Here is a 25,563-nt window from a genome sequence, read left to right as displayed (position 1 = left end):
CTAGTGGACCCCTGTCTTCGGTGCTCGCGAAGATGTGCCAGAGTTGCCACGTCCGCCCTGTCAGGTCGTACCGTACGGCTGCAACAGGTGGGACCAGGTGGGGCCGCGGGAAGGGGCAGCCGGTTTTGAGCACGCACGCACCGCAGGCGGCGCAGGCCGTGACGCTGCCCACGACGCTGGACGAGGCGGTGGCGGCGCTCACCGCCATGCCCGCCGCCGTGCCCGTCGCAGGCGGCACCGATCTGATGGCCGCCGTCAACTCCGGGCAGCTCAGGCCGACGGCGCTGGTCGGCCTCGGCCGGATCAGCGAGATCCGCGGCTGGCAGTACCAGGACGGCCACGCGCTGCTCGGTGCCGGCCTCACCCACGCCCGTATGGGCCGCCCCGACTTCGCCGCCCTCATCCCGGCGCTCGCCGCCTCCGCGCGTGCCGCCGGACCACCGCACATCCGCAACGCGGGCACCCTGGGCGGCAACATCGCCTCCGCCGCCCCGACCGGTGACGCGCTGCCCGTGCTGGCCGCGCTCGAGGCGACGCTGATCATCGCGGGCCAGGGCGGAGCCCGCCGGGAGATCCCGGTGTCGCACCTGCTGGCCGGGATGGACATGCTGCGGGCCGGTGAACTCATCGGCTACGTGCGGGTGCCGCTGCTGCACGCCCCGCAGGTCTTCCTGAAGGCCACCGGCCGTACCGGCCCCGGCCGCGCGGTCGCCTCCGTCGCCCTGGTGCTGGACCCCGGCCGGCGCGGTGTCCGCTGCGCGGTGGGCGCCATAGCGCCGATGGCGCTGCGGCCCCTGGAGGCCGAGCAGTGGGTCGCCCAGCTCATCGACTGGGACAACAACCGCGCGCTCGTGCCGGAGGCGCTGAACGCGTTCGGGGAGTACGTCGCCGCGGCCTGCATCCCCGATCCGGCCCCCGACGAGGACGGCTCCGTCCCGTCGCTGCCGCCCGCGGTACTGCACCTGCGGCGCACCGTCGCCGCACTGGCCCGACGAGCACTGGGGAGGGCACTGTCGTGACCGACGACCAGCACGGAGAGGGCACGTCCGGCACGTCCCAGGGCGGCGGCAGCCGCTGGGACCCGCTGCCCCAGGGGGACTACGACGACGGCGCCACGGCCTTCGTGAAGCTTCCCGAGGGGGGCATCGACGCGCTGCTGGACTCGATGGAGAGCCCGCTCGCCGCGCCCGGACACGGCTATGTGCCGCCGCCCATCACCGTCACCCCCACCACCGCGGGCACCGACCCCGCGGGCACCGGCGGCTGGGCGGTGCCGGGCGCCGGAACGCCGGGCGCCCCCGTCGACGGCGTCCAGTGGCACGACCCGCGGGCGGGCCGGCCCAGGGAGGACCCCGGGGCGCACGCGGCGCAGCAGCACGGCGGCCAGGACCGGTTCACGTACGACCCCGGGGCCTCCGGACAGTGGCACTTCGAGGACCCGCCCGGCGCCGGCGCCCCGGCACCCGGTGCCGACGTGACCGGCCAGTGGTCGATCCCCGTCGCGGGCGGCGACCTCCCGGACGAGTCCGGCGAGTTCACCACCTCCGCGCTGGCCGAGCAGTGGGGAGCCACCCCGCCGGTCACCCCGCCCCCCACCCTCCCGGGCGGCGCCCCCGCGCCCTGGGCCGCACAGGCCATCGGGCAGCCGTGGGGACCGGGCGTACCGGGCGTGGACCCGGCTCACCCCGACTCCGCTCCCGGCCGGGAGCAGAACCGGGAGCAGGGCGGCCCGGAACCCGACTGGCGCGCGGACGACGGCCGGGGAGCACCCGCGCACGGTCATGCGGGCACCGCCGACCCCGTCCGGGAGCGGCCCGACGCGCGGCCCGCCCCCGGCCACGACTCCCCGCCCCTGTCGAGCGGGGTGCCGCAGCCGGCCCCCGCCGAGCCCCACTGGCGGTCCGGCCCCGAGACCTACCCGGAGGCGGCCGGCGGTCCGTCCGCCCCGGAGCTCCGCGAGCACCCGCAACCGGGCCCGGAGGGCGCCGCAGGACCCGTCGGCGGGTCCGGGGAGGCTCCGGGGGCCGTCGAGGCCGTCAGGGGCTCCCAGCGGCCCCAGGGCGCATACGGCGCGCACGGTGCCCAGGAGGGACCGGAAGGCACAGCGGCCCCGGAGGGCGCGAGGGACCACGCCGAGACGTCCCCGGCCGGGGACACCGGGCCGGAACCCGCGGGCACCGGCCCCGCGTCCGCCGCCGGTCCTGACACCGGCACCGGTCCTGACATCGGCACCGGTCCTGACATCGGCCTGGACGCCCCCGACGGCACGTCACCCGGGTCCGAACCGCTGCCCGGTGCCGCGCACGACGACCACCCCCTCGCCTCCTACGTGCTGCGTGTCAACGGCACCGACCGGCCCGTCACCGACGCCTGGATCGGCGAGTCGCTGCTCTACGTGCTGCGCGAGCGCCTCGGCCTCGCCGGCGCCAAGGACGGCTGCTCACAGGGCGAGTGCGGGGCCTGCAACGTGCAGGTCGACGGTCGGCTTGTCGCGTCCTGCCTGGTCCCGGCCGTGACCGCGGCCGGCAGCGAGGTCCGTACCGTCGAGGGCCTCGCCCAGGACGGCCGGCCGTCGGACGTGCAGCGCGCGCTCGCGCGGTGCGGCGCGGTGCAGTGCGGCTTCTGCGTACCGGGCATGGCGATGACCGTGCACGACCTGCTGGAGGGCAACCCGGCGCCCACCCGGATGGAGACCCGCCAGGCCCTGTGCGGCAACCTGTGCCGCTGCTCCGGCTACCGGGGTGTGGTGGAAGCCGTCCAGGAGGTCGTCACCGAACGCGAGACCCTCGCCGAGGCCGCCCTGGCCGACCAGGACAACGCCCGGGGCTCCGGCGGCGAAACGGGCGAGTTCCGCATTCCGCACCAGGCAGGACCGGGCGCCGGCGGAGTCGGCCCCGCCGCCTTCCCGGACCCCGGACCGCATGACCGGCTCTACGGCCGGGACGGAGGCCAGGCATGAGCAACGAGGCCACCACCGTGCAGAACGCACAGGCCACGGAGGACACCGCCGGGACGGAACCGCTCCCGCGCGGACTCGGTGTCTCCCTGCCGGCCGCCGACACCCGCGCCAAGACCGAGGGCACCTTCCCGTACGCCGCCGACCTGTGGGCCGAGGGCCTGCTGTGGGCGGCCGTACTGCGCTCCCCGCACCCGCACGCGCGGATCACGTCCATCGACACCACCCACGCGCGCGAGATGCCCGGCGTGCACGCCGTCGTCACCCACGAGGACGTCCCCGGCACCCCGGTGTACGAGCGCGGCCGGTCCGACCGCCCGGTCTTCGCCTCCGACGTCGTACGCCACCACGGCGAGGCCATCGCCGCCGTCGCCGCCGACCACCCGGACACCGCGCGGATGGCCGCCGCCGCCGTCATCGTCGAGTACGAGGTGCTCGACCCGGTGATCGACCCCGAACAGGCCTTCGAGGCCGAGCCGCTGCACCCCGACGGCAACCTGATCCGGCACATCCCGCTGCGGCACGGCGACCCCGACGCGGCCGGTGACCTCGTCGTCGACGGCCTGTACCGCATCGGCCGCCAGGACCCCGCCCCCATAGGGGCCGAGGCCGGACTGGCCGTCCCCCGCCCGGACGGCGGCGTCGAGCTGTACCTGGCCTCCACCGACCCGCACGGCGACCGGGACGAGGCCGCCGCCGCGTTCGGTCTGGAACCCGACCGCGTGAAGATCGTCGTCACCGGAGTGCCCGGCGCGACCGCCGACCGCGAGGACCAGAGCTTCCGGCTGCCGCTCGGCCTGCTGGCGCTGAAGACCGGCTGCCCGGTCAAACTCACCGCCACGCGCGAGGAGTCCTTCCTCGGCCACGCCCACCGGCACCCCACCCTGCTGCGCTACCGCCACCACGCCGACGCCGAGGGCAGGCTGGTGAAGGTCGAGGCGCAGATCCTGCTCGACGCGGGCGCCTACGCCGACACCTCGTCGGACGTGCTGGCCGCCGCCGTCGCCTTCGCCTGCGGCCCCTACGTCGTCCCGAACGCCTTCATCGAGGGCTGGGCGGTCCGCACCAACAACCCGCCCTCCGGCCATGTGCGCGGCGAGGGCGCCCTGCAGGTGTGCGCCGCCTACGAGGCGCAGATGGACAAGCTCGCCAAGAAGCTCGGCCTCGACCCGGCCGAACTGCGCATGCGCAACGTCATGGCGACCGGCGACGTCCTGCCCACCGGCCAGACCGTGACCTGTCCGGCCCCGGTCGCCGAACTCCTCGAGGCGGTGCGGGACCACCCGCTGCCGCCGCTGCCCAAGGACAGCCCCGAGGACGAGTGGCTGCTGCCCGGCGGTCCCGAGGGCGCGGGCGAACCGGGCGCGGTACGCCGCGGGGTGGGCTACGGCCTGGGCATGGTGCACATGCTCGGCGGCGAGGGTGCCGACGAGGTGTCCACGGCCACCGTGAAGGTCCAGGACGGGGTGGCGACGGTGCTGTGCGCGGCCGTCGAGACCGGCCAGGGCTTCACCACACTGGCCCGGCAGATCGTCCAGGAGATCCTGGGCGTCGACGAGGTGCGCGTGGCACCCGTGGACACCGACCAGCCCGCCGCGGGCGCGGGCAGCCGAGGCCGGCACACCTGGGTGTCGGGCGGCGCGGTGGAACGCGCGGCGAAGATGGTCCGCACCCAGCTCCTGGCGCCCCTGGCCCACAAGTTCGGCATGTCCACCGAGCTGCTCCAGATCACCGACGGCCGGATCACCTCGTACGACGGCGTGCTGTCGACGCCCGTCACCGAGGAACTGGCGGGCAAGGAACTGTGGGCCACCGCCCAGTGCCGTCCGCATCCCACCGAGCCCCTGGACGCGTCGGGCCAGGGCGACGCCTACGTCGGAATGGCCTTCTGCGCGATCCGCGCGGTGGTCGACGTCGACATCGAGATCGGCTCCGTACGGGTCGTGGAACTGGCCGTCGCCCAGGACGTGGGGCGGATACTGAACCCGGCTCAGCTCGCCGCCCGGATCGAGGCGGGCGTGACCCAGGGCGTGGGCGCCGCGCTCACCGAGAACCTGCGCACACCGCGCGGTCTGGTCCGCCACCCCGACCTCACCGGCTACGCCCTGCCGACCGCCCTGGACGCGCCCGACATCGAGATCGTGAAACTGGTCGAGGAGCGGGACGTGGTCGCGCCGTTCGGCGCGAAGTCGGTCAGCGCGGTGCCGGTGGTGACCTCGCCGGCGGCCATCGCCTCCGCCGTCCGCGCGGCCACCGGCCGCCCGGTCAACCGCCTGCCGATCCGCCCGCAGGCCGCGGTGGTGACCAGCGGCCGCGACCGGCTGGTCAGGTCCACCGACTGACGGCCGCCGACTGAAGCCCGCCGGGCGCCGGAGGACGGGCGACCGATGGGCGACCGCCGGTCGATGGGCAACGGACGACCGGCGGCCGACGGCCGAGGGACGACGGCCGAGGGGCAACCGTTTGCCGGTGACGGGTGGCCGACGTCGTGCCGGCCACCTGTGGGAACCCGTGGCCGGGCCGCCCGTGGCCGGGCCGCCCGTGGTGACGCGTGACCGGTGTCCGTGGCCGACGCCGGGCAGTCTGGGGCGGGAAGTCGTAGAACGTTCACGTTGATTTCCGTGCGAAGGCAACGCACAGGGGGTGTTCGGGCGTCTTGTGGGGTGGGGCGTCCGTATCCGTGTTCCGGTCGCCCGTCCGCCCGTCCGCCCGTCCGCCCGTTCCCGCTCCGGGGCGTTGTCAGTGGTGACGCGTAGTGTTCCAAGTGGTGGGGACGGCTGTCGGGTTCGGAGGGCCGGGGTCCGTCCTGTCCGGGCGGAACGGTGCGGTCCGGAGTGACGAAGCACGGGACACGGGACCGATCGCACGTATGCACGGGGGAGCCATGAGCACGACCGACACCGCTGTCACGGATGCCATGAACGTCACGGGCACCGCGGCGGCGATCACCCTGACCGAGGACGACCTCGATCCGTTCATCACGCACGCGTCCACGCGCCGCTGGCTGACCGGCCCCGGACTGCCCTGCGACAGCGGCCTGTTCAGCTTCACGCGGCTGCGGGGCGAGGGTCTGCGCACGGTCGCCGGCTCGGCCGGTGATCCGGGCGAGGGGCTCTCCGCGGAGCTGCGGGACCAGCTGGTCATCGGCGGACTGCTCGGCCCCGCCGGCCTGGAGACGGAGTCGGTCCTGCTCGACGGCGCCACCGGCGAGGTGTCGACGACGTACTTCTTCCACGACCGGCCCGACCTGATGGACCGTCGCCCGCTCGCCCCGTCGTTGCCGACCCTGGTGCGGTTCGCCGCCGCCACGGACGAACTGGCGGGGCTGCGCGGCCAGTTCGCCGCCTACGCGGGCCGCTGGGGCGCGAAGGCGGTGGCGGAGGCATCGCGGCAGCTGCTCGCCGTGTTCGAGGAGGGCGCGGACGGAGAGCCGGCGCCGCTGTGGCGGATGGCCGCGCTGATCCGCCCGCTGGCTCTGGTGGCCGGTCCGGGCACGGCCTCGGGGCTCGCCCTGGACCTCCCGGTCCGCCTCCTCGACCAGGAGTTCGGCCGGCGGAGCGTGGTCCGCTTCGAGGAGTTCGACTTCCCCACGACGCTGACGCACGAGCCGACCCGCCGCTTCCTGCGCGATACGGGCCTGCCCGAGGACGGCTTCCTGTTCCAGCTGGACACCGACCTGCCGCTGCGGACCCTCGCCGAGTACCACGGCGAGGACCGCGACGATCACCACGGCGGTTACCACGGCGAGGGCTGCGGCGACGGTCCCGGCGCGTTCCCGGCCGGCCGCCTCCCCGCCCACGCCGACCGGCTCGTCCGCCTCGGCCATCTGATAGAGGACAACAGCCTGGTCGTCGACGGCGCCACCGGCGCGGTCCTGAACTGGAGCGAGCCGGACGCCGTCCTGTACCCGCTGAACACGGACATCTCGACCCTCGCCTTCACCCTCTGGCTGCTGCACCGCGAGCACACCATCGACGAGGAGTCGGGCCACGCGCTGACCAGCGAGGCGTACGACCAGCTGGCCATGACGATGATCCAGGTCCTGTCCTCCGTCGACCCGACGGGCGCCACGACCGACGCCGACTGGCACTACTGGACGGAGCTGTTCCAGGACGAAGCGGGCGGGGTGCTCTGAGGGCACCCCGCCCGCGGGGGAGGCCGTGGCGGGAATCGAACCCGCGTTATTCGCTTTGCAGGCGAATCCCTGAGCCACTCGGGCACACGGCCAAGGCCGGGGCGAGGTGTGCTCTTCACCACCCTGCCGCCGCGAACTCGGTACGCCGACCGTACGGCGGGGCGGGAGCGGTGCTCAAGGGATTCCGGTGCGGTGCAACGGGACTGCCACACGCTGTTCATGAACGCCGGGAGCGGGCGGGCCGGGGGAGTACGACCAAGGTCCCGGTGCCGGTCCGACCCTCGACAGGGGTCAAAGCGTCCTATGGCCCTTACTCTGACGTCCATGGCCGCCCCGAACCCGCGCGACACCTCTGTCGCCAAGACCTCCGACGCCCCGCCCGGGCCCACCACTCCGATCCTGCCCCCCGCCCCCGGCGGCGAGCGGGGCGAGGGCGTGCTGAGCGGCCCCTACCGGGCGCTGAGCATCGGCATCGTCTCCGTGGTGCTGCTGATCGCCTTCGAGGCGACGGCGGTGGGCACGGCCATGCCGGTCGCGGCGCGCGAGCTGGACGGGGTGTCGCTGTACGCCTTCGCGTTCTCGGCGTTCTTCACGACCAGCCTGTTCGCGATGGTGCTCTCCGGCCAGTGGTCGGACCGGCGCGGGCCGCTCGCGCCGCTGACCACGGGCATCGCCGCCTTCGCCGCGGGACTGCTGCTGGGCGGGACGGCGGGCTCGATGTGGCTGTTCATCCTGGGGCGGGCCGTGCAGGGCCTCGGCGGCGGGATGGTGATCGTCGCGCTGTACGTCGTCGTCGGCCGGGCCTACCCGGAGCGGCTGCGTCCGGCGATCATGGCCGCGTTCGCGGCGAGCTGGGTGGTGCCGTCGATCGTCGGCCCGCTCGCCTCCGGAGCGGTGACCGAACACATCGGCTGGCGGTGGGTGTTCCTCGGCATCCCGGTCCTCGTCGCGTTCCCCCTCGCCCTCGCCCTCCCGCAGATACGCCGCAGGGCGTCCGGCCCGGCGGGCGGCGGCAGGGCAGGCGACGGCACGGACGCACCGGCCTCCTCGGGCGGCCGCCGCATCCGTCTCGCCCTCGCGATCTCCTTCGGCGCCGCGCTGCTCCAGTACGCCGCCCAGGACCTGCGCTGGATCTCCCTGCTGCCCGGCGCGGCGGGCCTGGCGCTCCTGGTGCCCGCCGTACGGGGACTGCTCCCGCACGGCACCTGGCGGGCGGCACGCGGCCTGCCCTCGGTGGTGCTGCTGCGCGGCGTCGCCGCCGGATCCTTCATCGCCGCCGAGTCCTTCGTCCCGCTGATGCTGGTCACCCAGCGCGGCCTCAGCCCGACCCTCGCCGGGTTCTCCCTCGCGGCGGGCGGCGTGACCTGGGCGCTGGGCTCCTGGATCCAGTCGCGGCCCCGTCTGGAACCGCACCGGGAGCGGCTGACGACCCTCGGGATGCTCCTGGTGGCGGTGGCCATCGCGGCGGCCCCGAGCGTGCTGATCGAGTCGGTCCCCGCCTGGACCCTGGCCGTCGCCTGGGCGTTCGGCTGCCTCGGGATGGGCCTGGTGATCTCCTCCACCAGCGTCCTGCTGCTCCAGCTCTCCGCCCCCGAGGAGGCGGGCACCAACTCCGCCGCCCTCCAGATCTCCGACGGCCTCTCCAACGTCCTCCTGCTGGCCGCCGGGGGAGCGGCCTTCGCGGCCCTCGGCGGCGGCACGGTCGCCCACGGGGCCACGCAGGCCGCCGGCTCCCACCCGGCCGCCTTCGTCGCCGTGTTCCTGCCGATGGCGGCGGTGGCCCTGGCGGGGGTGTGGGTGACGACGCGGCTGCGGGAGCGCGAGCCGTAAACCGATCGCTTCCGTATGCTCACGGAAAGTAGCATTCGGGTGTGACCGAGTTCGTCCTTCACCTCGACCCCGCCCGGCTGCGCGCCCTCCAGGATCTCGCCGACGCCCAGGGCCGCACGCCCGAAGCCGTGGCCGAGGAGGCCGTGCGCGCGTACCTGCGCGACGAGCGCCGGACGGTGCGCGCCGTCGGCGAGCACCTCGCGCGCGAGGTGCGCGCCGTCGGCGAGCACCTCGCGCGCGAGCACGCCGACCTGCTGCGGAGGCTGGGCGAATGACCACGCATCGGCAGCCGGCCGCTCCGGGGGGAGCGACCCGGCACCTCACCGTCGACGAGGTCACCGCCCTCGCGGAGATCGCCTTCGGCGGCCGTCCGCCCGGGACACGGGAGCCCGGACTGCCGGCCTCGGCCGTGCACCGCCCCCGCGCCCGCATGTTCGGCACGGCCGCCTACCCCGGCCTGTACGACCAGGCAGCCGCCCTCCTCCACGCCATCGCCACCAACCACCCCCTCGTGGACGGGAACAAGCGCACCGCCTGGCTGAGCACCGCGACCTTCCTCGCCCTCAACGGCGTCGATCTCGCCGCCGTCGACCAGGACGCGGCGTATGCGCTGGTCATCGAGGTGGCCTCAGGGGCGGAAGCGGATGTGGGCAGCATCGCGGGACGGCTGCGGAGGCTGTGACGTCGGTCCCACCCCCGGGTGCCCCCGCCCGGCCCGGGCGTCGTCCGGACCGGGGCGCGGATAGGGTGGCCCGGTTGCCGTACGCCGACCGCCGGGTGCGGCCGGCCGTCCCTGCGGCCGGGTTCCCGGCGCGGCCGAGCCGCCCGAACCCGCCCCCGTCCCCACAACGGAGACCGTGACTACCACCGCCGCTTCCGCCTCGCACCACCTGTCCCCCGCCTTTCCCGGCCGTGCCCCCTGGGGCACCGCCGGAAAGCTCCGGGCCTGGCAGCAGGGGGCGATGGAGAGGTATCTCCAGACGCAGCCGCGCGACTTCCTGGCGGTCGCCACCCCCGGCGCCGGCAAGACCACCTTCGCGCTGACGCTGGCCTCCTGGCTGCTGCACCACCACGTCGTGCAGCAGGTGACCGTCGTCGCGCCCACCGAGCATCTGAAGAAGCAGTGGGCCGACGCCGCCGCCCGGATCGGGATCAAGCTGGACCCCGAGTACAGCGCGGGCCCGGTCGGCAAGGACTACCACGGGGTCGCCGTCACCTACGCCGGTGTCGGCGTGCGCCCCATGCTGCACCGCAACCGGTCCGAGCAGCGCAAGACCCTCGTCATCCTCGACGAGATCCACCACGCCGGTGACAGCAAGTCCTGGGGCGAGGCCTGCCTGGAGGCGTTCGAGCCGGCCACCCGCAGGCTCACGCTGACCGGTACGCCGTTCCGGTCCGACACCAACCCCATCCCGTTCGTGACGTACGAGGAGGGTGACGACGGCATCCGCCGCTCGGCCGCCGACTACACCTACGGGTACGGCTCCGCGCTCGCCGACGGCGTCGTCCGCCCCGTCATCTTCCTCGCCTACAGCGGCAACATGCGCTGGCGCACCAAGGCCGGCGACGAGATCGCGGCCCGCCTCGGCGAGCCCATGACCAAGGACGCGATCAGCCAGGCCTGGCGCACCGCCCTCGACCCGCGCGGCGAGTGGATGCCGTCCGTGCTGCGCGCCGCGGACCAGCGGCTGACCGAGGTCAGGAAGTCCGTCCCGGACGCCGGGGCCCTCGTCATCGCCGCCGACCAGGACTCCGCCCGCGCCTACGCCAAGCTGATCCGCGAGATCACCGGCAGCAAGGCCACCGTCGTCCTGTCCGACGACAACGGCGCCTCGAAACGGATCGACGAGTTCAGCGACGGCGACGACCGGTGGATGGTCGCCGTCCGCATGGTGTCCGAGGGCGTCGACGTACCGCGCCTGGCCGTCGGCGTGTACGCGACCACCATCTCCACCCCGCTGTTCTTCGCCCAGGCCGTCGGCCGTTTCGTGCGGTCGAGGCGGCGCGGCGAGACCGCCTCCGTGTTCCTGCCGACCGTGCCCGACCTGCTCACCTTCGCCAACGAGATGGAGCGTGAGCGCGACCACGTCCTCGACCGGCCCAAGAAGGAGGGCGAGGAGGACCCGTACGCCGAGTCCGAGCAGGAGATGGACGAGGCGAACCGGGAGCAGGACGAGGACACCGGCGAGGAGATGCTGCCCTTCGAGGCGCTGGAGTCCGACGCCGTCTTCGACCGGGTCACCTACAACGGCGCCGACTTCGGCATGCAGGCCCACCCCGGCAGCGAGGAGGAGCAGGACTACCTGGGCATCCCGGGGCTCCTCGAACCCGACCAGGTGGAAATGCTGCTGCAGAAGCGGCAGGCCCGGCAGATCGCGCACAGCCGCAAGAAGCCGGACACCGAGGCCGACCTGCTCGAACTGCCCGCCGAGCGGCGCCCCGTGGTCTCCCACAAGGAGATGATGGAACTGCGCCGGCAGCTCAACAACATGGTCGGCGCCTACGTCCACCAGAGCGGCAAACCGCACGGCGCCATCCACACCGAACTGCGCCGCGTCTGCGGGGGACCGCCCGCCGCCGAGGCCACACCGGGACAGTTGCGTCAGCGGATCGCCAAGGTGCAGGAGTGGGCCACCCGCATGCGGTGAATTCCCTTCACCGTCTGTGCATACCGCGGCAAAAGGTGCCACTTCACGGTCATCGGTGCCCGGATTCTGGACGGAGCCTTCCGCTGACCGGACCGGCTCGCTACTGTCCCGCTACGCACACGCCCCGTGGCAGCGCCGCCGCGGAGCGCAGCCGTGAAGCGACTGCGCCCGGGACACAGCCGGGCCACCGGCCGATCGGCGGCCTCTGGAGCGCGTCACCGACGGGACTCGGTGACGCACACGCCGTGAGAGGGCCGCCGACCTGACCCCGAAGGAGTGGGCGTCGTGACCGCGGAGACCTCTCAGACGCTCGACCGGGGACTACGGGTCCTCAAACTGCTGGCCGACACGGACCACGGTCTGACCGTCACCGAGCTTTCCCACCGACTGGGCGTGAACCGGACCGTCGTGTACCGGTTGCTCGCCACCCTGGAGCAGCACGCGCTCGTCCGCCGTGACCTCGGCGGACGGGCCCGGGTCGGACTCGGGGTGCTGGGGCTGGGCCGCCAGGTGCATCCGCTCGTACGCGAGGCCGCGATGCCGGCCCTGCGGTCGCTGGCGGAGGACATCGGCGCCACCGCGCACCTCACGCTGGTGGACGGGGCCGAAGCGCTGGCCGTCGCCGTGGTGGAGCCGTCGTGGACGGACTACCACGTGGCCTACCGGGCCGGGTTCCGGCATCCACTGGAACGGGGCGCCGCCGGCCGGGCGATCATCGCGGCCCGGCAGCGGCCGCGCGACCCCGGATACACCCTCACCCACGGCGAACTGGAAGCCGGCGCGTGCGGAGCGGCGGCGCCCCTGATCGGGGTCACCGGCGTCGAGGGCAGCGTCGGCGTGGTGATGCTGGCCGACGTGGTCCCCGAACGGGTCGGCCCCCGCGTCATGGACGCGGCCCGCGAGGTCGCGGAAGCGCTGCGCTGACGGCCGGCGCCGTGGGGGCGGCCGCGGGGGCCGGAGCGGCAGGGGCGCGGCGGGGGAGCGACAGGGGAGCGGCGGAGGCGGGACCGGGGCGTCGCGTTAGATTGACCCCGTGCTCTCTCGCCTCACGCGTCCCCAGGCCCTGGCCGTCTGTGCCGTTCCCGTCGTCGCCCTGCTGGCCACGGCGGTGTTCGCGCCGCTGCCGTTCTCGGTGGCGCAGCCGGGACTGACGGCCGACGTGCTCGGCGAGAGCAAGGGCACACAGGTCATCACCGTCTCCGGCGCGAAGACCCGCGAGACCACCGGCCAGCTGCGGATGACGACGATCGAGGCGACCTCCCCCGACACCCGGGTGAGCCTCCCGGACGTCCTCGACGCCTGGTTCGGCACCGACCAGGCCGTCATGCCCCGCGACTCGGTCTACCCCACCGGGGACAACCTCGAGGAGATCGAGCAGTACAACGAGAAGCAGATGCGCGCGTCGCAGCAGGAGGCGACCCGGGCCGCGCTGGGCTACCTGGACCTGGACGGCAAGGACATCGAGGTCGACCTGAAGCTCGCCGACGTCGGCGGACCCAGCGCCGGCCTGCTCTTCTCCCTCGGCATCGTCGACAAACTGAACGGCGACGACAGCGGCGGCGACCTCACCGGCGGCCGGATCATCGCCGGTACGGGGACGATCGACGCCAAGGGCAGGGTCGGCGCCGTGGGCGGGGTGCCGCTGAAGACGCAGGCCGCCCGGCGGGACGGCGCCACCGTCTTCCTGGTGCCCGAGGCCGAGTGCGCCGCGGCGCGGGCGGAACTCCCCGACGGTCTGCGCCTGATCCCGGTCACCACCCTCGAGGGCACCGTCGACGCCCTGGTCGCCCTGGAGAAGGACGCGGGCAAGGTCCCGAGCTGCTGACCGCGGGCTGACCGCGGGCTGACCGCGGGCTGACCGCGGTCCGCCGGCTCAGCGTTTCCTGACGAACCCCTCGTCCACCATCCAGTCCAGCGCCACCTGGTGGGGGTCCTCGCCGTCCACGTCCACCTCGGCGTTCAGGGTCCGCGCCACCTCGTTGTCCAGCTTCGCGGTGACCGGGTCGAGGACCTCGGCGATCGCCGGCCACTTCTTCAGGGCGTCGGTGTTGACCATCGGTGCCGCGTTGTAGTTGGGGAAGAACTTCCTGTCGTCCTCCATCACCACCAGGTTCATGGACTTGATCCGGCCGTCGGTGGTGAAGACCTCGCCGTAGGTGCAGGCGCCCTCGGCCGTCTGGGTGTAGATGATCCCGGTGTCCATCTGCGTGATGTTCCCCGTGGCCACGTTCATGCCGTACGCCTTCTCCATGCCCCGCAGCCCGTCCGTCCGGTTGGCGAACTCGCCCTCCACGCACAGGGTCACCGCCGGCGGGTCGGACTTCGCCAGCGCGGCCACCTCCGACAGCGTCCGCGTGCCGTACTTCTTGTGGTTCGCCTGGTTCATGGCCAGGGCGTAGGTGTTGTTCAGCGCCGACGGCTCCAGCCAGGTCACCCCGTTCCTCAGGTCGGCCTCGCGCACCGCCTCCCACTGCTCGCGCGGGTCGGGGAGGGGCTTGCTGTTGCCCTGGTACGTGATCCACGCCGTGCCGGTGTACTCGTACGAGGCGTCCGCGTCCCCCTTGACGACCGCCTCCCGGGCGCCGATGGAGCCCTGGATGCCGGTGCGGTCCACGACCTCGGCGCCGGCCGCCTGGAAGGCGATGCCCATGATCGCGCCCAGGATCAGCTGCTCGGTGAACTCCTTGGAGGTGACGGTGAGCTTCGCGCCCTCGAGCGGCTTGCCCCGCCCGATCGAACCCGGTTCCACGTCGTCGACCATGGGGGACCCGCTGGTCAGCCCGCAGGAGGAGACCCCCGCCAGCAGCACCCCGGCGAGCAGCAGACACCCGCGCCGCCTCATGTGCCGGACTCCAGCCCCCGCGGCCGCAGCAGCAGTTCGGCCAGCGAGGCCGTCCAGTCCACCAGCAGGGCCAGGGCGACCGTGAGGATCGAGCCCAGGATCAGCACCGGCATCCGCTGACTGGTGATCCCGGTGGTGATCAGTACGCCCAGACCGCCGCCCCCGCCGAAGGTCGCCAGGGTGGCCGTGCCGACGTTCAGGACCAGGGCCGTACGCACCCCGGCGAGGATGAGCGGGACGGCCAGGGGCAGTTCCACGCGGGCCAGTACGCCCAGCGGGGACATGCCGATGCCGCGCGCCGCCTCCAGCAGGGTCGGGTCGTTGGCCCGCAGGCCCGCGATGGTGTTGGAGAGCACCGGCAGCACGGCGTAGGCGATGATGCCGATGAGGGCGGCCCTGCGGCCGATGCCGAGCCAGATCACCAGCAGCGCGAGCAGACCGATCGCGGGCGTCGCCTGGCCCGTGTTGGCGAACGCCATCACGACCGGGGCGGCTCTGCGGAGGGCGGGCCTGGTCAGCAGGATTCCCAGCGGGATCGCGATGATCAGCACGAAGAAGGTCGAGATCACGGTCAGTTCGATGTGCTGCCACAGCGCTTTGGACACCTGCCCGTCGGAGAGCGCGTTCTCGGAGAGCGCGTCCAGGTCGGCCCGGGTGAACCACAGCCAGGTCGAGAACAGGACGACGATCAGCACCACGGGCAGGACCGTCAGCTTCTGCCACGTCACGAGGGAGGCGTCCGCGGCCGAGGACGCGGATCCGGCCGCCTCCCTCGTGGCCACGCCCCCGCCGTCGCCGTCGCCTTCGCTGTTGCCCCTGCGATCGCCCTCGTCCCGGTGCTGCTCCTCGTCCTCGTCCCGGAAGGCGAGTCCTCCGGCCTCGTGCTCGCCGGGGGGCCGCCGCCCGCCGGGCGTCCGCCGCCGGGAGGAGCCGCTCACGCGTCCGCCTCCCTGTCCGCACCCTCCTGCTCGGCGTGCGTCCGGCCGGCCCGCTGCCCCTCCAGTTCGTGCTGGGCCTCCGTCGCCTCCAGCCGGTCGGCCTCCAGCCGGTCGGCCTCCAGCAGTTCGTGGACGGAGTTCATCAGCGTCTCCACGTCGACGACGCCTTCGTACACGCCGCGCCCGCCGGTGACCGCCACCCGCCCGGAACTGTCGGTGAGCACCGCCTCCAGCGCGTCCCGCAGGGTGGCGTTCCGGGTCACCGTGTCGTGCACCAGGGTGCCCGCGCGGGCCAGGGAGCCCTTGGCCCGCATCAGGTCGCCGCGCCGGAGCCACTTGTAGGGGCGGCGGTGCCGGTCGAGCAGCAGGATCTCGTTGGAGCCGCTGGAGCGGAGCAGGTCGAAGATCCGCTGGAGCGGGTCGTCGACGGTCACCGTCGGATAGTCGGTGATCCCCACGTCCCGTACGCGGGTGAGGTTCAGCCGCTTCAGCGCGGCTCCGGCGCCGACGAAACCGGACACGAAGTCGTCCGCCGGGTTGGTGAGGATCGCCTCCGGGGTGTCGAACTGGGCGATGTGCGAGCGCTCGCGCAGGACCGCGATCCGGTCGCCGAGCTTGATCGCCTCGTCGAAGTCGTGGGTGACGAAGACGATCGTCTTGTGCAGCTCGTGCTGCAGCCGGATCAGCTCGTCCTGGAGGTGGTCGCGGGTGATGGGGTCCACCGCCCCGAACGGCTCGTCCATCAGCAGCACCGGCGGATCCGCCGCCAGCGCCCGCGCCACGCCCACCCGCTGCTGCTGCCCGCCGGAGAGCCGGCGCGGATAGCGGCCGTGGAACTCGCCCGGGTCCAGCCCGACCAGGTCCAGCATCTCCTCCACCCGCGCCCGCACCCGGGCCGCCGGCCAGCGCAGCATCTTCGGCACCAGCGCGATGTTCTGGGCCACCGTCATGTGCGGGAACAGTCCGCTGGACTGGATCGCGTACCCGACCTGGCGGCGCAGCCTCACCGGGTCCATGTCGGTGACGTCCTCGCCGCCGATGCGGATCCGGCCGCCGCTCGGCTCGATCAGCCGGTTGATCATCTTCAGCGTGGTCGACTTCCCGCAGCCGGACGGGCCGACGAGGACGACCGTCTCGCCCGCCCTGATCTCCATGTCGACGCTGTCCACGGCCGGCCGCGGATTGCCCGGGTACCGCTTGGTGAGGTTCTCCAGCTCGATGGTCGCTCCGGTGGTGCCGGTGGTGCTGGTGGCTCCGGTGGCTCCGGTGGTGCTGGTGGTTCCGGGGGCGTCGCCGGGTGCGCAGGGTGCGCCGGGCGTCCCCGGGGCGGGCGACTCAGGCACGGATCCCCCTGGAGATGGTCAGCCGCCCGATCAGGACGTACCCGGCGTCGAACAGCAGCGCGAGGAGAATGATCAGGAGGGTGCCCGCGAGCACCTGGTTGAGCGCGTTGCTGCTGCCCAGTGAGGCGATCCCGCGGAAGATCAGGTTGCCGAGGCCGGGGCCGGAGGCGTACGCGGCGATGGCGGCGATGCCCATCAGCATCTGGGTGGAGACCCGGATCCCGGTGAGGATCGGCGGCCAGGCCAGCGGCAGCTCCACCCGGGCCAGCCGGGCCACCCGCGACATGCCGATACCGGTGGCCGCGTCCACCAGCGCGGGGTCGACCCCGCGCAGGCCGACGATCGAGTTCCGCACGATCGGCAGCAGCCCGTACAGCGTCAGCGCGATCACCGTCGGCGGCACCCCGAGCCCCACGACCGGGATCAGCAGACCGATCATGGCCAGCGACGGGACGGTCAGCAGGGTGGAGGTGGCGGTCGTGGCCAGGCTGCCCGCCCAGTCGCTGCGGTACGTCGTCACCCCGATCAGCACGCCGATCACGGTCGCCGCCACCATGCACTGGAAGACCACGCTCGCGTGCTGGTACGTGTCGACGAGCAGCTGCTGGTGGCGGTTGCCCAGGTACTCCCAGAAGTTCACGTCCGCTCACCCCAGCTCGGCCACGCCCGTCAGGTCGGTCCGGTCGGTCCGGTCGGCCGGGTCCGCCCGGTGGGGCCGGCCCGGCTCAGTCCGATCCGTCCGGGTCCCCGCCCGGCGGTTCGAGGAGCGCGGCCTGCTCCACCAGCGGGATGATCCGCAGCGGAACGGGGTTCTCCATCACGATCGCCGTGGCGGCCCGGACGATGCCATCAAAACCGACGACCCGGTCGATCACCCGTTGGAGATCGGCGTTGGAGCGGGCCACGAGCCGGCACAGCATGTCCCCGCTGCCGGTCGTGGTGTGCAGTTCCAGGACCTCCGGAACAGTCGCCAAGTGCGCCCGGACATCCGCTCCTTGACCCTGCCGGATCTCCAGCGTCGCGAACGCGGTGACCGGGTAGCCGAGGGCCGCCGGATCCACCTGGGGACCGAAGCCGCGGATGACTCCGTTCGACTGAAGACGGTCCAGCCGCGCCTGCGCCGTCCCCCGCGCCACCCCCAGCCGCCGGGACATCTCCAGCACCCCGATCCGCGGCTCCCGCGCGAGGAGCAGGATGATTCGGCCGTCCAGCCGATCGATCGCCATACCGGCCTCCGCACCTGGTCGCCTGGTTGCCTGGTCATCCTGTACAGAAAGCCCGCCGATCACGGCAGGTCACTGGACACCATGCCCAGTGAACACGCGAACTATTGCGCACCTTGCAGGGCTGGCCCACCCTGCACCTATGACGCAGACCACACACCACGCTCCCGACCCGACCGCCCGGCAGGCCGATCCCTTCCCGGTCAAGGGAATGGACGCGGTCGTCTTCGCCGTGGGCAACGCCAAGCAGGCGGCGCACTACTACTCCACCGCCTTCGGCATGAAGCTGGTCGCCTACTCCGGACCGGAGAACGGCAGCCGCGAGACCGCGAGCTACGTCCTGGAGAGCGGCTCCGCCCGCTTCGTCCTCACCTCGGTGATCAAGCAGTCCACCGAACAAGGCGCCTTCCTCGCCGAACACGTGGCCGCCCACGGCGACGGTGTCGTCGACCTCGCCCTCGAGGTCCCGGACGCGCGCGCCGCGTTCGCGTACGCCGTCGAGCACGGCGCCCACCCGCTCACCGAGCCGTACGAGCTGAAGGACGAGCACGGCACCGTCGTCCTCGCCGCGATCGCCACGTACGGCGAGACCCGGCACACCCTCGTCGAACGCACCGGCTACGACGGGCCCTACCTGCCCGGCTTCGTCGCCGCCGACCCGATCGTCGAGCCGCCCTCCCAGCGTTCCTTCCAGGCCATCGACCACTGCGTCGGCAACGTCGAACTCGGCCGGATGAACGAGTGGGTCGCGTTCTACAACAAGGTCATGGGCTTCACGAACATGAAGGAGTTCGTGGGCGACGACATCGCCACCGAGTACAGCGCGCTGATGTCGAAGGTGGTCGCCGACGGCACCCTCAAGGTCAAGTTCCCGATCAACGAACCCGCCGTCGCCAAGAAGAAGTCCCAGATCGACGAGTATCTCGAGTTCTACGGCGGCGCCGGCGTCCAGCACATCGCGCTCAACAGCAACGACATAGTGCACACGGTCCGCCAGATGCGCGCGGCCGGTGTGCGGTTCCTGGACACCCCGGACTCGTACTACGACACCCTCGGCGAGTGGGCCGGCGAGACCCGGGTGCCGGTCGACACCCTGCGCGAGCTGAAGATCCTCGTCGACCGGGACGAGGACGGCTACCTGCTGCAGATCTTCACCAAGCCGGTCCAGGACCGGCCGACCGTGTTCTTCGAGATCATCGAGCGGCACGGCTCCATGGGCTTCGGCAAGGGCAACTTCAAGGCCCTCTTCGAGGCGATCGAGCGGGAGCAGGAACGCCGCGGCAACCTGTGACCGGATGCCGGCGGGCCCGATGACGGCGGGCCCGATGACGGCGGGCCGATGACGGCGAGGGCCGGGTACGGGGCACCACTCCGTGTCCGGCCCTCGCCGTCTCTCCTCACTCTCCTCACTTCACTCTCCTCACGACCAGTCCGGCGGCCCGCCCCCGACCGGCGGCTCGCCCAGCCGTTCCAGTGCCGCCTTCGCCTGCGGCACCCGCAGCGGGGAGAAGTACGGATTGATGCTCAGCGCCTCCCGCAGATGCCGCCGCGCGGGCCCGTCCTCATCGAGTTCGAGCTCGATCATGCCCCGGTGGAAGGCGTGCAGCGCGCTGCGCACCCCGCCGCCGTGCGCCTCCTCCGTCGCCCCCTCCATCGCCCGCACCGCGAACTCCAGCGCCTCCTCGGACCGCCCCGACCGGTGCAGCGCCCAGCCCAGCGCGTCGGCCACAGCCGTCGACGGCTGCCGCTCCCACTCCGTCCGCAGCCGCCGCACCGCGGCCCGGGGGTCCCCGTGGTCCGCCTCGAACCGGCCGAGCACCAGATCCCCGTCGGCGCCGTGGGCGGCGGCCTCGCGTACCCGGGAACGCACCAGGTCGTAGTGGACCCGGGCGTCCTGCCGCAGTCCCAGGGACTCGTACAGCTCACCCAGTTCCAGCTCGTACTCCGGCAGCGGCTGCCCGGCCAGCGCCGCCCGGTAGGCGCCGAGCGCCTCCGTGGTCCGGCCGAGCGCGGCCAGCACCCTGCCCTGCCCCGCCTGCGCCGCTCCCTGGTCCGGGTCGATCCGCAGCGCCTCCCGGAAATGCCCCAGGGCGTCCTCCCGGTCGCCGCGCTCCCAAGCCAGCTGCCCGGCCCGCTCCAGGTACGCCGCCCGCTCGGCCGGCTCCCCGGCCGCCGCGGCGGCGTCGGAGAGCTGGGCCGCCGCGTCCTCCCGCAGGCCCTTGTCCCGGTACACGGCCGCCGCCAGCGCCATCACGGCCGGATCCGACCGCAACGCCTTCAGCCGGTCCAGCATCCTCCCCGCCGCCTCGCCGTCACCGAGCCCGGTGTACGCCTCGACCAGCGGAGGGTACGTCGTCCACCGCTCGGGCTCCAGCTTCCGCGCCCGCTCGCCCCACTCGAGGGCGGCGGGATGGTCGTGGCGCGCGTTCGCCAGCGCCGCCAGCCCGCGCAGCGCCGCGGCGTTGTCCCGCGGCCGCACCTTCAGCGAGGTGCGCAGTGCCTGCTCGGCCCGCGAGTACCGCGCGGGATCCGCCAGCCGCCGCCCTTGCTCCACCCGGGCCGCTCCGAGTACCGCCCAGGACTCCGCGTCCTTCGGATGCTTCTTCAGATGCCGCTCCCGCTCCTCGACCAGTGCCTCCAGACCGGGCAGCGACGCCGGCACCCCACTGGCCACCGCCGCCCGCGCCAGCGCCCCGGGCGCCGGCTCCGGTGGCACCTCCGCCCCGCGCTCCCACGGCAGCAGCACCAGCACCCCGCCGAGCACGGCGCACCCGGCGGCGGCCGAACCGAACCGCGCCCGACGCCCGCGGCCCACCCACGCGAGGGCTCTCCCCCACCCCGGTGTGCCGTCCCGCTCACGGATCTGGCCCTGCTCACGGGTTTCGCCCTGTCCACGGGTCTGGCCCTGTCCACGGGTCTGGCCCTGCTCACGGGTCTCGTCCCCGCCCCCGGTCTCCTGCGGCTTGTCGTCCATGGCGCACACTGTGCGTCACATCATCCGTCGATACGACGAACCACACCCCGGTGCAAGACGGCTTACGACCGGGTGACGTACATGGGGTTCACACCGATGGCCCCGGGTGTCACGCTGGGATCGTGAGCCGTATCGAAGCGCGACGCGATGAAGACACGGTGGCGGCCGGCTCCCCCGTCGGCCCCCTCGTCGGCCGGCTGCTCGACGGCCTGCCCCCCGAGGCGGTCCTCACCGACCCCGACGTCACGGCCTCCTACGCCAACGACATGGCGAGCTTCTGCCCGGCCGGCGCCCCGGCGGTCGTCGTCCTGCCCCGCACGGTCGAACAGGTGCAGCACGTCATGCGCACCGCCACCGCCCTGCACGTCCCCGTCGTCCCGCAGGGCGCCCGCACCGGCCTGTCCGGCGCCGCCAACGCGACCGACGGATGCATCGTGCTCTCCCTGACCAGGATGGACGCCATCCTGGAGATCAACCCCGTCGACCGGGTCGCCGTCGTCGAACCCGGCGTCGTCAACGCCACCCTCTCCCGCGCCGTCGGCGAACACGGCCTCTACTACCCGCCCGACCCCTCCAGCTGGGAGACCTGCACCATCGGCGGCAACATCGGCACCGCCTCCGGCGGGCTGTGCTGCGTGAAGTACGGCGTCACCGCCGAGTACGTGCTCGGCCTCGACGTGGTCCTCGCCGACGGCCGCCTGATGTCCACCGGCCGCCGCACCGCCAAGGGCGTCGCCGGATACGACCTGACCCGCCTGTTCGTCGGCTCCGAGGGCTCCCTCGGCGTCGTCGTGCGCGCGACCCTCGCCCTGCGGCCCAAACCGCCCGCGCAGCTCGTCCTGGCCGCCGAGTTCGCCTCCGGCGCCGCCGCCTGCGACGCCGTGTGCCGCGTCATGGCCGGCGGACACACCCCCTCACTCCTCGAACTCATGGACCGTACGACGGTCAAGGCCGTCAACGACATGGCCCGGATGGGACTGCCGGAGAGCACCGAGGCCCTGCTGCTCGCCGCGTTCGACACCACCGACCCCGCCGCCGACCTCGCCGCCCTCGGCGCGCTGTGCGAGGCGGCCGGCGCCACCCAGGTCGTCCCGGCCGAGGACGCCGCCGAGTCCGAACTGCTGCTCCAGGCCCGGCGCCTGTCCCTGGTCGCCCTGGAAGCGGTCAAGGGCACCACGATGATCGACGACGTGTGCGTGCCCCGCTCCCGGCTCGGTGAACTCATCGACGGCGTCGAGCGGATCGCCGGGAAGTACCGGCTCACCATCGGCGTCGTCGCCCACGCGGGAGACGGCAACACCCACCCGACCGTCTGCTTCGACGCCCAGGACCCCGACGAGTCGCGCCGGGCCCGCGAATCCTTCGACGAGATCATGGCCCTCGGCCTGGAACTCGGCGGCACCATCACCGGCGAGCACGGCGTCGGCGTACTGAAGAAGGAATGGCTGGCCCGCGAGATCGGCCCGGTGGGCGTGGAGATGCAGCGGGCCGTCAAACAGGTCTTCGACCCGCTGAACCTCCTGAACCCGGGCAAGCTCTTCTGACCCGCCGCCCTCCCGCGCACCCCGCGCCCTCACGGGGCGAGCAGCGCGGCCAATCCGTCGTCCAGCCCGAGCAGCTCACTCTCGCTGCCCGGCGGCACCACCCGCAGTGTCCGCTCCAGCCACGACGACACCTGAGCCGTCGGCACCTCCAGCAAGGCGTCCCCGTCGGGCGAACTCAGCGCCACCAGAACCACGCCGCGCCCCTCCGCCTTCGACGGCCACACCCGCACGTCGCCGTGCCCGCACGGCCGGAACACACCTTCGATCAGCAGCTCGCGGGCGAACGTCCAGTGCACCGGCTGCTCGGAGTCGGTGTGGAAGGCGATGTGCACGGCGTAGGGGTCGTCGGCGCGGTAGCCGAGCCGGGCCGACACCGGGACGTCCCGCTCCGGCGACAGGATGAGCCGCAGTTCCACTTCGCGCTCCACCACGATGCCCATGGCGCAGGTCCTCTCTCTCGTGAACTCTCGTACAGGTGCCCGCGAGGGGCCGTCACAGGAGAGAGGGGGAAGGACCGGGAGCATTACGCGGGTTCGCGAAAGTTTCTTCGCGGTACCACATCGGTGCTCGAAAGGAGTGCGTCCGGCCGGACGAGCCCTGATTCCTGCGCCCGTCTGATAAATGTGGTGCCACCGACCCACCCGCGAGCAGATACGGGACGACGGACATGAGCGCCCCAACCCCGGCCCCCGGCGACGACACGCCGCGCGAAGGCTTTTACCCGGACCCGTCCGTTCCCGGATACGTCCGGTACTGGAACGGTGCCTCCTGGGTACCGGGCACCAGCCGTCCGGCGCCGGACGGCGGCGGCGCGCCGCTCGCGCCGTCGGCGTCCGCCGGTGCCGGTTTCTCCGGCTCCACCCCGGCGGTGCCCGTCGTCGAGGAGACCGGCCCGCACTTCTTCGACGAGGACCCGGTCGACGGGCCCTCACCGTCACCGCCCACTTCGCCCGTGCCTGTGCCTTCCCAGGCCCCGTCTCCGTCCTCCCCCTTCTCCCCGTCTCCCTTGCCGGCCGACTCGCAGCACGGCAGCCGGCCCGAGCCCGCCTCGGCATGGGGCGCCAACCGCTCCCACCAGTCCGGCTTCGGCAGCGACCAGGACCGCCGGGTCTCCTGGGGAGCGGATCCGAGAGTGGCGCACGCGTCCGGCCCGGCGGGCGGCGAGTCCACGGGCGCGGGCGGTGCGGATGCCGGCGCGGATGTCGGTGCGGCGCCCGCGGGCAACACGTTCGTGTTCCGCCCGCCGACGAGCGCGGACAGCGGTTCCGCCGGAGCCTCCGACAGTGCGATCGCGGACGAGGGCACCATGACCTTCCGTGCCGTCGGCCCGCGCCGGGGTTCCGGTGCGGCCTCCTCCGGTTCCGGGTCGTCCGGTTCGTCCGGGCGCCCCGGGTTCGGGGCCGGGAAGGCCGCCGCGGCCCGTGCCGCGCGTACGGCCTCCGGCCAGGAGGGGAGCGGGAGTTCGGCCGCGGCACCGGTGTCCGGGCCGCAGCAGGCCTCCGCGGCCCCGGCCGTCCCGCCCCGGTCCACCGCACCGGAGCCCATGCCCGCTCCCATGCCCGCTCCCGCACTCGCTCCCGCACCCGCTCCCGCCTCCCGTCCGCTGTCGAGCGGTCACGGTGGCGGCCAGTCGTCCTGGGCGCAGCAGGCGCCCCGGCCCGCGGACGGGGAGGAGGTGCCGGTCGCGCCGTGGAAGCCGCCGGTCGAGGACATCTTCCAGGCCGCCGCCAGGCGTCAGGCCTCGGCCCGTCCCGCGGGGTTCGGCAAGCGGCTGGCGGCGCGGCTGCTGGACACCGTCCTCCTCGGCGGCGTCACCGCCCTGGCCGCCGTGCCGCTGGGCCTCGCGGCGGCGGACCACGTCAACGGGAAGATCGACGCGGCCAGACTGTCCGGCGAGACCGTCACGGTGTGGCTGCTCGACGGCACCACGTCGGTGTACCTGGGCATCGTCCTCGCCGTCCTCCTCCTCGGCGGTGTCCTCTACGAGGTGCTGCCCACCGCCAAGTGGGGCTGCACCCCGGGCAAGAAGCTGCTGGGCCTGGAGGTGCGGGACATCGAGGGTCACGACGCGCCCGGGTTCGGCGCGGCCCTGCGCCGCTGGCTGGTCTACAGCATCCCCGGACTGCTCGTCGTCGGTGTGGTGGGCGTCCTGTGGTGCCTGTTCGACAAGCCGTGGCGGCAGTGCTGGCACGACAAGGTCGCGCACACGTTCGTGGCGGGCTGACCCCACCGGAACCACGGGGGAACAGGCGGGGGACCGCACGGGGGAACAGGCGGGGAACAGACGGAAGCAGGCGGGGGATCACCCCTTCGGACCGGCTGCGCGGGCGGGCCGCGGCACCGCTACTCCGGACGGCGGCTCGCCGGATGCGCGACCGGGGGGTTCGCGGTCGACTCGGGCCATGAGTACCGAACCGCCCCCGGGCTCCGGTCAGCAGCCCCCGGACGACGACCCGTTCAAGAAACACCCTCCGCCCGGCGACCAGCCCCCGCCGCAGCAAGGCGGCGGCCCTTACGGCGGCGGTCCGTACGGGAGCGGGAGCGGTGACCCCTACGGTGGTGCAGGCGGCCCGTACGGCGGAGGCGGTGGTGCCGGCGGCCCGTACGGGGGAGGCGGCGGCGGTCCCTACGGTGGCGGCGGCCCGTACGGCCCCGGCCCCGGCGACCCCCTCGCCGGAATGCCACCCCTCGCCGACAGCGGCAGGCGCACCCTCGCCCGCATCATCGACATGATCCTGGTGGGCCTGGTCGTCTGGCTGCTCACCTGGCCGTTCGGCGTGAGCGAGTACGACGTGAGCGGCGACGAGGTCAACGTCGGCAAGTCCTTCACCCAGTCCCTCATCGCCGCGGTCCTCTACATCGCCTACGACACCATCCTGATGTCCCGCTCCGGGCAGACCCTCGGCAAGAGGTGGCTGAAGCTGCGGGTGGCCGACCTGTCCAACGGCTCGACGCCCTCCGTGCAGACGTCACTGATACGCGCCGCCGTGCTGTGGATTCCGTTCGCGTTCTGCTGCGCCTGTGTGTGGACCGTGATCGCGGGCGGCTGGAGCTTCTTCGACAAGCCCTACAAACAGGGCCTGCACGACAAGGCCGCCAAGACGGTCGTGGTCAGCGCCCGGTGACACGG

General features: G+C 73.3%; 21 protein-coding genes and 1 tRNA gene. 14 read left to right on the top strand and 8 right to left on the bottom strand.

From position 1 onward, the window contains the following. The first annotated feature begins 125 nt into the window (after nt 1-125). The 4 genes from V4Y04_RS13930 to V4Y04_RS13915 all read left to right on the top strand — a co-directional run bounded on the left by V4Y04_RS13930 (nt 126) and on the right by V4Y04_RS13915 (nt 7,091). Nucleotides 126-1,019 (top strand): FAD binding domain-containing protein, encoded by an 894-nt coding sequence (locus V4Y04_RS13930; protein ID WP_332428122.1) that lies wholly within the window; start codon nt 126-128, stop codon nt 1,017-1,019. Then, on the top strand, nt 1,016-2,959 hold the full coding sequence (locus V4Y04_RS13925; protein ID WP_332428121.1) for a 2Fe-2S iron-sulfur cluster-binding protein: 1,944 nt from the start codon (nt 1,016-1,018) through the stop codon (nt 2,957-2,959). Before V4Y04_RS13930 ends, V4Y04_RS13925 begins: the two co-directional genes overlap by 4 nt. Next, the gene (locus V4Y04_RS13920) at nt 2,956-5,298 is read left to right on the top strand and encodes a xanthine dehydrogenase family protein molybdopterin-binding subunit (RefSeq protein ID WP_332428119.1); all 2,343 of its coding nucleotides are present in this window, start codon (nt 2,956-2,958) and stop codon (nt 5,296-5,298) included. The genes V4Y04_RS13925 and V4Y04_RS13920 overlap by 4 nt, the downstream gene beginning before the upstream one ends. Before the next feature lie 542 nt (nt 5,299-5,840). Continuing rightward, the gene (locus tag V4Y04_RS13915; protein ID WP_332428117.1) at nt 5,841-7,091 is read left to right on the top strand and encodes an SUKH-4 family immunity protein; all 1,251 of its coding nucleotides are present in this window, start codon (nt 5,841-5,843) and stop codon (nt 7,089-7,091) included. Nucleotides 7,092-7,111: 20 nt separating this feature from the next. Here V4Y04_RS13915 and V4Y04_RS13910 read toward each other — a convergent pair. Further along, nucleotides 7,112-7,183 (bottom strand) — tRNA-Cys (locus tag V4Y04_RS13910). A gap of 232 nt (nt 7,184-7,415) precedes the next feature. Between V4Y04_RS13910 and V4Y04_RS13905 the strand changes: the two genes are divergently transcribed. From V4Y04_RS13905 to V4Y04_RS13880, 6 genes are all read left to right on the top strand, one after another. Further along, nucleotides 7,416-8,921 (top strand): MFS transporter, encoded by a 1,506-nt coding sequence (locus tag V4Y04_RS13905; RefSeq protein WP_332428115.1) that lies wholly within the window; start codon nt 7,416-7,418, stop codon nt 8,919-8,921. 41 nt (nt 8,922-8,962) lie between these two features. Then, nucleotides 8,963-9,196, top strand: a complete 234-nt coding sequence (locus V4Y04_RS13900; RefSeq protein WP_332428114.1) for a hypothetical protein — start codon at nt 8,963-8,965, stop codon at nt 9,194-9,196. Further along, on the top strand, nt 9,193-9,603 hold the full coding sequence (locus V4Y04_RS13895) for a type II toxin-antitoxin system death-on-curing family toxin (protein WP_332428112.1): 411 nt from the start codon (nt 9,193-9,195) through the stop codon (nt 9,601-9,603). The genes V4Y04_RS13900 and V4Y04_RS13895 overlap by 4 nt, the downstream gene beginning before the upstream one ends. Nucleotides 9,604-9,778: 175 nt before the next feature. Next, nucleotides 9,779-11,569, top strand: a complete 1,791-nt coding sequence (locus V4Y04_RS13890) for a DEAD/DEAH box helicase (protein ID WP_332428111.1) — start codon at nt 9,779-9,781, stop codon at nt 11,567-11,569. A 285-nt stretch (nt 11,570-11,854) separates the two neighbouring features. Then, nucleotides 11,855-12,493, top strand: a complete 639-nt coding sequence (locus V4Y04_RS13885; RefSeq protein ID WP_332428109.1) for an IclR family transcriptional regulator — start codon at nt 11,855-11,857, stop codon at nt 12,491-12,493. Between the two features lie 109 nt (nt 12,494-12,602). Then, nucleotides 12,603-13,394, top strand: coding sequence for a S16 family serine protease (locus tag V4Y04_RS13880; protein WP_332428108.1), 792 nt, complete (start codon nt 12,603-12,605; stop codon nt 13,392-13,394). A gap of 48 nt (nt 13,395-13,442) precedes the next feature. Here V4Y04_RS13880 and V4Y04_RS13875 read toward each other — a convergent pair whose 3' ends face one another. The 5 genes from V4Y04_RS13875 to V4Y04_RS13855 form a co-directional block, all read right to left on the bottom strand. Next, nucleotides 13,443-14,411 carry a glycine betaine ABC transporter substrate-binding protein gene (locus V4Y04_RS13875; protein WP_332428107.1) on the bottom strand — a complete coding sequence of 323 codons (969 nt, stop codon included), beginning with the start codon at nt 14,409-14,411 and terminating at the stop codon, nt 13,443-13,445. Continuing rightward, a complete protein-coding gene (locus V4Y04_RS13870) occupies nt 14,408-15,349 on the bottom strand; it encodes an ABC transporter permease (protein ID WP_332428106.1) in 942 nt (313 codons plus the stop codon). Before V4Y04_RS13870 ends, V4Y04_RS13875 begins: the two co-directional genes overlap by 4 nt. Beyond that, nucleotides 15,346-16,692 carry an ABC transporter ATP-binding protein gene (locus tag V4Y04_RS13865; protein WP_332428105.1) on the bottom strand — a complete coding sequence of 449 codons (1,347 nt, stop codon included), beginning with the start codon at nt 16,690-16,692 and terminating at the stop codon, nt 15,346-15,348. The genes V4Y04_RS13870 and V4Y04_RS13865 overlap by 4 nt, the downstream gene beginning before the upstream one ends. Further along, complete coding sequence (locus tag V4Y04_RS13860; protein ID WP_332428104.1) at nt 16,685-17,332, bottom strand: ABC transporter permease; 648 nt, start codon at nt 17,330-17,332, stop codon at nt 16,685-16,687. The genes V4Y04_RS13865 and V4Y04_RS13860 overlap by 8 nt, the downstream gene beginning before the upstream one ends. An 85-nt stretch (nt 17,333-17,417) precedes the next feature. Further along, the gene (locus V4Y04_RS13855; protein ID WP_332428102.1) at nt 17,418-17,918 is read right to left on the bottom strand and encodes an Lrp/AsnC family transcriptional regulator; all 501 of its coding nucleotides are present in this window, start codon (nt 17,916-17,918) and stop codon (nt 17,418-17,420) included. Between the two features lie 139 nt (nt 17,919-18,057). On the opposite strand from V4Y04_RS13855, the gene hppD reads away from it, so the two are divergent. Beyond that, entirely contained in the window at nt 18,058-19,206 is a 1,149-nt protein-coding gene (hppD, locus tag V4Y04_RS13850) for a 4-hydroxyphenylpyruvate dioxygenase (RefSeq protein WP_332428100.1), read from the top strand. Nucleotides 19,207-19,335: 129 nt separating this feature from the next. On the opposite strand, the gene V4Y04_RS13845 is transcribed toward hppD, so the two are convergent. After that, the gene (locus tag V4Y04_RS13845) at nt 19,336-20,889 is read right to left on the bottom strand and encodes a tetratricopeptide repeat protein (RefSeq protein WP_332428098.1); all 1,554 of its coding nucleotides are present in this window, start codon (nt 20,887-20,889) and stop codon (nt 19,336-19,338) included. Nucleotides 20,890-21,011: 122 nt separating this feature from the next. Between V4Y04_RS13845 and V4Y04_RS13840 the strand changes: the two genes are divergently transcribed. Further along, entirely contained in the window at nt 21,012-22,433 is a 1,422-nt protein-coding gene (locus V4Y04_RS13840) for an FAD-binding oxidoreductase (protein WP_332428096.1), read from the top strand. 29 nt (nt 22,434-22,462) lie between these two features. On the opposite strand, the gene V4Y04_RS13835 is transcribed toward V4Y04_RS13840, so the two are convergent. Then, complete coding sequence (locus tag V4Y04_RS13835) at nt 22,463-22,873, bottom strand: SsgA family sporulation/cell division regulator (RefSeq protein WP_332428095.1); 411 nt, start codon at nt 22,871-22,873, stop codon at nt 22,463-22,465. Nucleotides 22,874-23,100: 227 nt separating this feature from the next. Between V4Y04_RS13835 and V4Y04_RS13830 the strand changes: the two genes are divergently transcribed. Together V4Y04_RS13830 and V4Y04_RS13825 are read left to right on the top strand one after the other, a co-directional pair. Further along, nucleotides 23,101-24,657, top strand: coding sequence for an RDD family protein (locus V4Y04_RS13830; RefSeq protein WP_332428094.1), 1,557 nt, complete (start codon nt 23,101-23,103; stop codon nt 24,655-24,657). A 178-nt stretch (nt 24,658-24,835) separates the two neighbouring features. Continuing rightward, nucleotides 24,836-25,558, top strand: a complete 723-nt coding sequence (locus V4Y04_RS13825; RefSeq protein ID WP_332428093.1) for an RDD family protein — start codon at nt 24,836-24,838, stop codon at nt 25,556-25,558. The last annotated feature ends 5 nt before the right edge of the window (nt 25,559-25,563 follow it).

It is taken from the genome of Streptomyces sp. P9-A2 (assembly GCF_036634175.1).
GTDB classification, from domain to species: Bacteria; Actinomycetota; Actinomycetes; order Streptomycetales; family Streptomycetaceae; genus Streptomyces; species Streptomyces pratens.
Note: the sequence above shows the minus strand (reverse complement) of the source record. Positions and strands in the feature narration are given on the sequence as shown.

Coding starts and splice junctions, on each gene's coding strand:
- V4Y04_RS13920 (WP_332428119.1), top strand. CDS start 2,956: ATGAGCAACGAGGCCACCACCGTGCAGAACGCACAGGCCACGGAGGAC.
- V4Y04_RS13915 (WP_332428117.1), top strand. CDS start 5,841: ATGAGCACGACCGACACCGCTGTCACGGATGCCATGAACGTCACGGGC.
- V4Y04_RS13905 (WP_332428115.1), top strand. CDS start 7,416: ATGGCCGCCCCGAACCCGCGCGACACCTCTGTCGCCAAGACCTCCGAC.
- V4Y04_RS13895 (WP_332428112.1), top strand. CDS start 9,193: ATGACCACGCATCGGCAGCCGGCCGCTCCGGGGGGAGCGACCCGGCAC.
- V4Y04_RS13875 (WP_332428107.1), bottom strand. CDS start 14,411: ATGAGGCGGCGCGGGTGTCTGCTGCTCGCCGGGGTGCTGCTGGCGGGG.
- V4Y04_RS13855 (WP_332428102.1), bottom strand. CDS start 17,918: ATGGCGATCGATCGGCTGGACGGCCGAATCATCCTGCTCCTCGCGCGG.
- hppD (WP_332428100.1), top strand. CDS start 18,058: ATGACGCAGACCACACACCACGCTCCCGACCCGACCGCCCGGCAGGCC.
- V4Y04_RS13845 (WP_332428098.1), bottom strand. CDS start 20,889: ATGGACGACAAGCCGCAGGAGACCGGGGGCGGGGACGAGACCCGTGAG.
- V4Y04_RS13835 (WP_332428095.1), bottom strand. CDS start 22,873: ATGGGCATCGTGGTGGAGCGCGAAGTGGAACTGCGGCTCATCCTGTCG.
- V4Y04_RS13830 (WP_332428094.1), top strand. CDS start 23,101: ATGAGCGCCCCAACCCCGGCCCCCGGCGACGACACGCCGCGCGAAGGC.
- V4Y04_RS13825 (WP_332428093.1), top strand. CDS start 24,836: ATGAGTACCGAACCGCCCCCGGGCTCCGGTCAGCAGCCCCCGGACGAC.